9 protein-coding genes are annotated in these 9,018 nt (G+C 67.8%); 5 read left to right on the plus strand and 4 right to left on the minus strand.

The annotated features are described in order from the left end of the window. Positions 1 to 68 precede the first annotated feature (68 nt). From ppsA to ACZ6YV_RS43500, 4 genes are read left to right on the plus strand one after another with little or no spacing between them, the layout of a single operon-like run. Positions 69 to 2,312 (plus strand): phosphoenolpyruvate synthase, encoded by a 2,244-nt coding sequence (gene ppsA, locus ACZ6YV_RS43485; protein ID WP_465515253.1) that lies wholly within the window; start codon positions 69 to 71, stop codon positions 2,310 to 2,312. Continuing rightward, positions 2,309 to 3,214, plus strand: coding sequence for an ABC transporter ATP-binding protein (locus ACZ6YV_RS43490; protein ID WP_465515254.1), 906 nt, complete (start codon positions 2,309 to 2,311; stop codon positions 3,212 to 3,214). Before ppsA ends, ACZ6YV_RS43490 begins: the two co-directional genes overlap by 4 nt. After that, positions 3,211 to 4,803 carry an ABC transporter permease gene (locus ACZ6YV_RS43495; protein WP_465515255.1) on the plus strand — a complete coding sequence of 531 codons (1,593 nt, stop codon included), beginning with the start codon at positions 3,211 to 3,213 and terminating at the stop codon, positions 4,801 to 4,803. The genes ACZ6YV_RS43490 and ACZ6YV_RS43495 overlap by 4 nt, the downstream gene beginning before the upstream one ends. Before the next feature lie 17 nt (positions 4,804 to 4,820). Beyond that, positions 4,821 to 5,516, plus strand: a complete 696-nt coding sequence (locus ACZ6YV_RS43500; protein WP_465515256.1) for a CBS domain-containing protein — start codon at positions 4,821 to 4,823, stop codon at positions 5,514 to 5,516. Between the two features lie 52 nt (positions 5,517 to 5,568). On the opposite strand, the gene ACZ6YV_RS43505 is transcribed toward ACZ6YV_RS43500, so the two are convergent. Next, on the minus strand, positions 5,569 to 6,609 hold the full coding sequence (locus ACZ6YV_RS43505) for a zinc-dependent alcohol dehydrogenase family protein (RefSeq protein ID WP_465515257.1): 1,041 nt from the start codon (positions 6,607 to 6,609) through the stop codon (positions 5,569 to 5,571). Positions 6,610 to 6,741: 132 nt separating this feature from the next. Between ACZ6YV_RS43505 and ACZ6YV_RS43510 the strand changes: the two genes are divergently transcribed. Further along, positions 6,742 to 7,128: a cation-transporting P-type ATPase gene (locus ACZ6YV_RS43510; protein WP_465515258.1), complete on the plus strand. Its 387-nt coding sequence runs from the start codon at positions 6,742 to 6,744 to the stop codon at positions 7,126 to 7,128. A gap of 189 nt (positions 7,129 to 7,317) precedes the next feature. On the opposite strand, the gene ACZ6YV_RS43515 is transcribed toward ACZ6YV_RS43510, so the two are convergent. The 3 genes from ACZ6YV_RS43515 to ACZ6YV_RS43525 all read right to left on the minus strand — a co-directional run. Further along, positions 7,318 to 7,995, minus strand: a complete 678-nt coding sequence (locus tag ACZ6YV_RS43515; protein WP_465515259.1) for a DUF4386 domain-containing protein — start codon at positions 7,993 to 7,995, stop codon at positions 7,318 to 7,320. A gap of 385 nt (positions 7,996 to 8,380) precedes the next feature. Beyond that, on the minus strand, positions 8,381 to 8,593 hold the full coding sequence (locus ACZ6YV_RS43520; RefSeq protein WP_465515261.1) for a DUF397 domain-containing protein: 213 nt from the start codon (positions 8,591 to 8,593) through the stop codon (positions 8,381 to 8,383). 173 nt (positions 8,594 to 8,766) lie between these two features. Continuing rightward, positions 8,767 to 9,018 (minus strand): transposase (locus ACZ6YV_RS43525; protein ID WP_465515260.1); only part of this gene is annotated, 252 nt, incomplete at its 5' end.

A 9,018-nucleotide genomic window follows, 5' to 3' on the forward strand; every position in this document is an offset into this window, starting at 1 on the left:
GGACGGCAGAGAAGAGCTTGCCCTTCCGGTGAGCATGGCTCAGAAGACCAACTGCCCGGAGGGTATCCATGAGCTACGTGCGCGACTTGTCGGCCGTCGACCTCGCCGACGCGGAATCTGCCGGTGGCAAGGGAGCCAATCTCGGTGAACTGATCGCGGCGGGGTTCGAGGTCCCGCCCGGGTTCGTCGTCCTGCGCGAGGCCTATCTGGCGTCCCTGGAGGAAACCGGTGTCCGCGGTGAAGTGGCCGAGTTGCATACCAAGGCCATCGCGGCCGCGGACGATCCGGATCGACTCGCCTCGCTGTGCGATCAGCTGCACGGTCTGATCCACAAGGCCGGGATGACCGCGAAGATCCTCACGGAAGTGATCTCCGCGTATCACGAACTCGGCCAGGCGATGCCGATCGCGGTCCGGTCCTCGGCGACGGGCGAGGACGGCGCGGAGGCCTCTTTCGCCGGGATGAACGCGAGCTTCACCAATGTCTGGGGTGACAACGCCGTCCACGAGCGGATCGTGGACTGCTGGGCGTCGTTGTTCTCGCCCCGGGTGATCGGCTACCGGGCGAGCCGCGGCTTCACCGGTGAACCCGCGATCGCGGTGGTGGTGCAGCGCATGATCCCTGCCGACCGCGCGGGCGTCATCTTCACCGCGGACCCACGCTCGGGTGATCGGGGCCAGGTCGTGATCGAGGCGGTGTTCGGGCAGGGTGAGGCGATCGTGTCGGGCTCCGTCGAACCCGACACGTATCTGGTGTCGAAGGACGGCCTGCGGCTGATCTCGACCCGGGTGGGCAGCAAGAGCCACAAGATCATCGCGGAGGTCGGCGGGGGAGACGTCAAGGTGGCGTTGCCAAGGGAGGCCGCGGGCCGCCGGGTGCTCGACGACACGATGGTCTTCGAGCTGGCACGGCTGGCCGCCCGCGTGGAGGATCATTACGGATGCCCGCAGGACATCGAGTTCGCCTTGGTGGGCAAGGAGATCTGGATCGTGCAGTCCCGGCCTGTCACGACGCTGCCGCCCGACCGGGAGCGGACGCCGGATGTGCTGGTGACCGGTCTGGCGGCCTCGCCCGGGGTCTGCGGTGGAACGGTGCGGGTGTTGCACGATCCGGCCGAAGGCGGTCAGCTGCGTGACGGTGAGGTACTCGTCGCGCCGATGACCAACCCCGACTGGGTTCCTGCCATCCGTCGAGCGTCCGCGTTGGTGACCGATGGCGGCGGGATGACCTGTCACGCCGCCGTCGTGGCCCGCGAGCTGCGGGTCCCGTGCGTTGTCGGTACCGGTGACGCGACCCGGGTTCTCGCGGGGCGCGGTCCGGTCACCGTCGACGGCACGGCCGGCGAGGTGCGGGCCGGTCTCGTCCAACCGCCTGCCCGTACCGAGCCTGTGGTGAAGGCCGCGGCGGCCCCGGAGGCGATCGGCACCAGGTTGTACGTCAACCTCGCCATGCCGGAGCACGCCGAGGAGGTGGCCGCGCAGCAGGTGGACGGCGTCGGCCTGTTGCGGGCGGAGTTCTTGCTGACCGAGGCGCTCGGCGGGCGGCATCCCCGCGACCTGATCGCGAAGGGCGAGGAAGAGTCCTTTGTGGACGCGATGACCGAGTCGTTGCTGAAGATCACCAAGCCGTTCGGTTCGCGCCCGGTCGTGTACCGGGCGACCGATCTGCGCAGCAACGAGTTCCGCGGGCTGGCGGGCGGCGAGGCGTACGAGCCGCTGGAGAGCAACCCGATGATCGGCTATCGAGGCTGTTTCCGCTATGTACGGGAAAAGGACCTGTTCGACCTCGAACTGCGGACCCTGGCCAGGGTCCGGGAACAGACACCGAACCTGCACCTGATGATCCCGTTCGTCCGTACCAAATGGGAGCTCGAGGCCTGCCTCGAACTCGTCGACGCGAGCCCGCTCGGGCGGCAGCGCGGATTGCACCGCTGGATCATGGCCGAAGTCCCCTCGGTGGTGCACTGGCTCCCCGAATACGCGGGCCTCGGCATCGACGGTGTCTCCATCGGCAGCAACGACCTCACCCAGCTTGTCCTGGGCGTCGACCGGGATTCCGCCGTCTGCGCGGAACTGTTCGACGAGGCCGACCCGGCCGTACTCGGTACGATCGACGAGATCGTCACCACGGCAAGAAATCTCGGACTCACCTCGTCGCTGTGCGGGCAGGCGCCGTCGTCCAAGCCGGGGTACGCCGAACACCTCGTGCGGTTCGGGATCACGTCGATCTCGGTGAACCCGGACGTGATCGACACCGCCCGTGCCGCGATCGCCGCGGCCGAGCGCCGGGTGCTGCTCGACGGTATGCGATGAACGCGATCGAGATCCGCTGCCTGCGCAAGACGTTCGGCCGCGTCAAGGCACTCGACGGGCTGGACCTGACGGTGGCAACCGGCGAGGTGCACGGTTTCCTCGGACCGAACGGGGCGGGCAAGACGACGACCCTGCGGCTGCTTCTGGGCTTGCTGCGCGCGGACGGTGGCGAGGTCCGCCTGCTGGGCGGCGATCCCTGGCGTGACGCCGTGTCGCTGCACCGCAGGCTGGCCTACGTTCCCGGCGAGGTGTCGTTGTGGCCGACGCTCACCGGCGGTGAGGTGATCGACCTGCTCGGGAGGCTTCGCGGCGGGATCGACGACCGGCGGCGTGAGCGCTACCTCGAACTCTTCGACCTCGACCCGACCCGCAAGGGCCGCACGTACTCCAAGGGCAACCGGCAGAAGGTCGCTGTCGTCGCGGCGCTGGCCTCGGACGCCGAACTGCTCCTGCTGGACGAGCCGACCGCGGGACTCGATCCCTTGATGGAGGACGCTTTCCGAGACTGCATCCGGGAGGAACGCGCCCGCGGCCGGACAGTGCTGTTGTCGAGCCACATCCTCTCCGAGGCGGAGGCGTTGTCCGACCGCGTCAGCATCATCAAGGGCGGGCGCACGGTCGACACCGGAAGTCTCGACGAGCTCAGGCATCTGACCCGGACCTCTCTCACCGCGCGGCTCGCCGCTCCTTCGGACGGCCTATCGTCGCTGACCGGTGTCCACGACTTCAGCCGGGATCGCGACACGGTCCGGATGACGGTCGACAACGCCGGCCTCGACTCCGTGCTCTCCGCGCTCGGCCAGTGCGGTGTCCGGAGCCTGACGAGCCAGGCCCCGACACTGGAGGAGCTGTTCCTGCGCCGCTACCGGAAGACGCCGGAACCGGTGGAGGTTCAGCGATGAGCACCCTGAGCGGAACAGGGGAGCTCATCCGTCTCGCCTTCCATCGCGACCGCGTCCGAATTCCACTGTGGACACTCGCTTGCGTCGTGACGACGGCGGGAGCGGCGGCCGCCACCGCCGGCCTGTACCCGTCGGAACGGGAACGGATCGTGTTCGCCGAAGGGGTCAACGCGGTTCCCGCGCTGGTCGCCTTCTACGGCCGTATCTACGATCCGTCCTCGCTCGGCGCGGCCGCGGTGCTGAAGCTGACCGGTTTCGGTGCCGCGCTGGTGGCGCTGCTGATGATCTTCACCGTGGTCCGGCACACCCGCGCGGAGGAGGAATCCGGCAGGCTGGAGCTGATCGGCGCCGGAGCGCTCGGCAGGCATGCCGTGCTCGCCGCGAGCCTGGCCGTCGCCGCGACGACGAGTCTGGTGCTCGGTGTCCTCACCGCCGCCGGTCTCGTCGCCGCGGGGCTGCCGGTGGCCGGATCCCTCGCACTGGGCCTCGGCTGGACGCTGGCGGGCTGGGTGTTCGGAGGCATCGCCGCGGTCACCGCGCAGCTCGGCCGGACGGCACGGCTCGCGACCGGCGGCGCGGCCGCGGTCCTCGGCGTCGCGTATCTCGTGCGCGCTGTCGGGGATTCAGGACCGGAATGGTTGTCGTGGTTCTCTCCGATCGGCTGGGTGCAGCAGATCCGCCCGTTCGCCGGCGAACGCTGGTGGGTGGCGTTGATCCCGGTGGCGGTCACCCTGCAACTCGCCCTGGTCGCGGTCCGGCTCGGCGACCGGCGGGACATGGGCGCCGGTGTGCTGGCCGACCGGCCCGGCCCGGCGCACGCGGGCCGGAGTCTGCGCGGGACCGGCGGGCTGCTGTGGCGGCTGAATCGCTCGACACTGGCCGCCTGGACCGCGGTCTATCTGGTGCTGGGGCTGGTACTCGGAAACCTCGCGAACGGCATCGGCCGCTTCCTGGACAACCCGAAGGCCGAGCGGCTGATCACCGCGCTGGGTGGGCAACAGGCGCTGACGGACGCCTTCTTCGCCGCCGAGCTGGGCATCTCCGGCGTCATCGCCTCCGTGTACGCGATGTCGGTCGTGGTGCGCCTGCAGAACGAGGAACAGGCTCTGCACGTCGAACAGCTTCTCGCGACGCCGGTGACGCGTATTCGCCTTCTCTCCGGTTACGTCTTGCTGGCCGTGGCCGGGAGCGCGATTCCCCTGGCCGCGGCGGGGCTGGGGGCAGGGCTCTCGTCCGGCCTGCAGACCGGACGGCCAGGCGCCGACATCGGCCGCTTGACGGCGGCGGCCCTGGTCCAGCTGCCGGCGGTCTGGGTGCTCGCGGGGCTGGCGTGCGCTTTGTTCGGCTTGCTGCCACGGAGGCTCGGAGCAGTGTGGGCGGTGCTGGCCGCGATCGTCGTCGTCGGCGAGTTCGGCGTGGTCTTCGGCGTCCCCCAGACGATCCTGAACCTCTCACCGTTCACTCACCTGCCGAGCCTGCCCGGCTCGACGGCCGGAATCACCTCCCTTCCGTGGCTCGTTCTGCTCGCCGCCGCGCTGACCGCGCTGGGGATGGCGGGATTCCGTCGCAGGGACATCCGAACTTCCTGATTCGGAAAGGAGTCGAAATGAACAATCGTCGTCGAGTCCGGACGGTGATGCGCCCGAACGTCCTCACGGTCAAACCCGAGACGCCCTTCAAGGCGATCGCGGTTCTCTTCGCGTCATGGGGAGTGAGCGGCGCTCCGGTGGTGGATGAAGAAGGCCGCGTTCTGGGAGTCGTGTCCCAGAAGGACCTGCTCGCGCGGGAATCCGAGCACTCGTTCCTGAAGGTCCGGCCGAAGTTGCGGCGCAAGGTCCAGGGAACCGTGGCGGGTGAGCTGATGAGCCGGCCCGCGGTGACCATCGCGCAGGACGCCGGGGTCACCGAGGCGGCCAGAGTGATGGAAGACCACCGAGTGCACCGGCTTCCGGTCGTCGACGACGAGGCGAGGCTGGTGGGCATCGTCGGCAGGTCCGACCTGCTGCGGGGGTTCCTGCGAACCGACACCGAGTTGAACGAGGAGGTGCGTACCGGTGTACTGCTGCGGTCGATGTCTCTCGATCCGAACACCGTTTCAGTGGTGGTGCACAACGGTGTCGTGACCGTCAGCGGTGAGGTGGAACGAACGAGCATGATCCCGGTGATCGTCGCGCTCATCCGCAGGCTGGACGGCGTTGTGGACGTCCGCGAGCGGCTCACCGCGGGGCTGGACGACGAGCACCTCCCCATCGAGGAGCCGGTCGGCACAGGCGTGCTCGATTCGCTGAAGCGACGCGCCTGAGACGACGAATCCGCCTCCTGTCCACAGTGGCCAGGAGGCGGATTCGTGTCGTTCAGTTGCGGAAGAGAGCGACTTTCAGGGCGTCGCTGTCCTGGGGGCGCGAGAAGACGTCGTAGGCCTCCTCCATCTCTTGGAGGCCGAACCGGTGGGTGATGAACCGGCTCGTGTCGAGCCGTCCCGCCGCGAGCATGCGCAGGAGCATCGGCGTACTCGACGTGTCCACCAGGCCGGTGGTGATCGTGATGTCGCGGATCCAGAGATCCTCGAGGTGCAGCGTGGCCGGCGCGCCGTGGACTCCGACGTTGGCGACATGGCCTCCCGGCCGGACGAGCCTGGTGCACAGTTCGAAGGTCTCCGGTATCCCGACAGCCTCGATGGCGACGTCCGCGCCGAGACCGCCGGTGAGTTCCGCGATGACCGTGGCGGGATCCTCGCCGGGCTGCAGGACGACGTCCGCGCCGAAGGTCTTCGCCGCGGCGAGACGGCTCGGTTCCTTGTCGATCACCACGACCGAACTCGGACCGAACAGCTGGACGGCGGTGATCGCGGCGAGCCCGATCGGCCCGGCGCCGACGATGGCCACGCAATCACCGGGTCCGACCTGCCCGTTGCGGGCGCCGACTTCGTACGACGTCGGCATGATGTCGGCGAGCATCAGGGCCGCCTCGTCGGCGATGCCCTTCGGCAGGAGGTAGGTCGAGGTGTCGGCGAACGGCACGCGGACGAACTCCGCCTGGACCCCGTCGATCCGGTGACCGAGAATCCAGCCGCCACCGCCGAGGCACTGGCCGTAGACCCCTTTCCGGCAGTATTCGCATCTCCCGCAGGCGGTGATGCACGAAACGAGCACGCGGTCGCCTGGTTCGACCGTCGTCACGGCCTGGCCGACCTCGGTGACCGTGCCGACGGCCTCGTGCCCGAGGATCCGGCCCTTGTCCACGGTCGGGACGTCGCCCTTGAGGATGTGCAGATCGGTTCCGCAGATGGTGACCGCGTCGACCCGGACGATCGCGTCTGTCGGCGCGGCGAGTTCCGGTTCCGGCCGGTCCACCCAGGCTTTCCGTCCCGGGCCGTCGTAAACCAGCGCCTTCATGTCGTCCTCCTCTGCAACGGGTATTCCGCTTGTGAGGGTCTCCCCGATCCGAACGGCCGCCACAGTGCCGAAGGCCCCGCCGCTCCGTGACTTCGGACCGCATCCGGAGCCGTCGGGGAGTACCTGGCGTCGGTGAGGGACTTTCCGATCAGGCGAACCGGAGGAACGATTCATGACGACTTCGGGGGAGCGGCTCGTCGATGTCACTTTCACGGCCTTTCCGAGGCCGAAGTCGTCCGGCTGACGGAAACGGATACGGAGACCGGGCTCTCCTCTGAGGTCTGGCGGAAGCGGCTGGCGGACAAGGGGCCCAACGAACTCCCGGCTGCTCGCCCGCTACCTCGGCACCGTCCGCGCCGCCAAAGGCCTGTGAAAGGCGCCGTCCGCCCGGTCGACCTTGACCCCGGACACCAGCCGCGGTCGGTACGGCTACGACGCCGCTCTCCAAGCCTTGAAGAAGGCGACTGGCGGTTGGACGCCGCACGACCTGTGGCATTCCGGGCTGACGCACAACGCTGAGGATGGCCAGGACGTCACGCCCCATATGGTCAAGGTCGGGCCAGGACATCCGCAGCGTCGCCCGCTATGCCCGGTCGCAGATGCCGGTGACTCGGAGTGCCTCCCATCTGCGGGCCGCTTGCTGCACGCCGAGACGTCTTCGCTGGTCACCCCAGTTGACGTCCGGGTCTGGGATGGCGATGCCGAGGGTCAGGTGACGCCTACCCTCTCTGCCGTCAGGGGTGAAGGGTTGAAGCCTTTGACGATCAGCCAGATGCCGAGGGAGAGCTCCCACAGGGCGATCGGGAGTGCGGCGAGCGCTGACCAGGCGGAGCTCATTTCCTTGAGGCCGAGCAAGGTCAAGGCCGTGGACACGGCGAGCAGGGGAGCTCCGCCGAAGCCCAGCAAAGGCAGTGCCCGCGGCACCAGGCGCGACGTGTACAGCAGGTAGCCCAGCAGCACGGCGTTCAAGGCGGGGATGAGGCTCTGCCCGAGGAGGAAGGCCTGGTCGTGGAGGGCGACCAGTGCCTGCCCGGTGACCACCCCGTCGGCTCCGGTTCCGGCCCGCCGCAAGGTCACGACCGCCAGCAGGCTCGCCACGCCGACGCCGATGGACGTGGCTTCGAGGACTCGCGCGCTGACGAACCCGAGCGCGACTCCCTCGTGCTGCCGTTTCACCACCGGGTACAGCGCGACGGCCGTGCCGATGCCGGCGATGGCCACGATCGACTCGAGCAGTCCGCCGACGAAGACGGCGGTGTCCGGGCCGGGGCCGAGGATGTAGTTTCGTTCCCGGACCGGGCCGTAGAGCGCGAGGATCGGGATCGAGACGAAGGTGATCAAGTAGAACGTGCCCGCGACGACCGCGGTCTTTCTGAGCGAGTCCATGTGAACCTCGGATTTCTTTCACACGCGCGGAACATTGCCCGGATTCATGAATTGCGTGGCTCCGGCCGGCCAGTACCTCAGCCGGGAGGCTATGGAGAAATCAGCTATCGCGACACCGGCCACGCGGTCGACGCGTTCGCGGGCCAGGTCACGGACAGCGTAGTCAGTGGCCGCTTCTTCATCGAGGACGCCGATGGTCCGGAAGTGGCCACCAGAACGGGTGCGGTCCTCACCACTTTCAGTTCGTCGCCAACGTACTGGCTTGCGAAGGCAGGCAGGTCCGGGTGAGTGCGGTGTTCGACGCCGGGGCACACCCCGTCGTGGGTGTGTCTCCGCTGGCGGGTCATAGGTGCTTCGGAGATCCGGTCGCTTGTGTGGCGTCGGGTCAGCCCAGTCGGCCCAATTTTGTCAGCAGTGCGGTGAAACTGGCTTCGGAGACTGCGAGGAGAGGTCTCACGGCGTCTGGCAGTTCGCGTTGTTTGGTGTCGCGGATGCCGACCATTCCCGGTGTTGTCCCGACTTCCACGCAGGCGTTCTCTTCCCAGTGGGTGTAGGTCGATTTGTGCCATCCCTGAAACAGGGTGTGCAGGTTTCGCATGCCGTCCAGACCCTTCACGTCACGTCAGGCCGGGCTCTCGCTGTCATCGCTGAGATTCGTGACCGGCCGGTTGATTGGAGCGCCGGCTTCGGGGGCTGGGACGTCGCACGCTGGCACTTAGTTTGGCTCTGTCATGATTTCCGTGTAAGCCACGGATGATTTCTTCTCTGATTCTAGTGGAGTGGCAGGCGGTCTGGGAAGAGTGCGGCGAGGGTGTTTAGTGCTTGTTTCCAGCCTCGGGTGCCGGTTCCTGATGGTCCGCCTCGGTTGCTGGTGATGTTGCGGAGTCCGAGGTAGAGCAGTTTTGTTGCGGCGGTGTCGCTGTCGAAGTGTCCGCGGTTCTTGGTGATTTTACGGAGTTGGAAGTTGATGTTCTCGATCAAGTTTGTGGTGTAGACGATTCTGCGGAGTTCGGGTGGGTAGTC

It is taken from the genome of Amycolatopsis sp. NPDC102522, assembly GCF_055584485.1.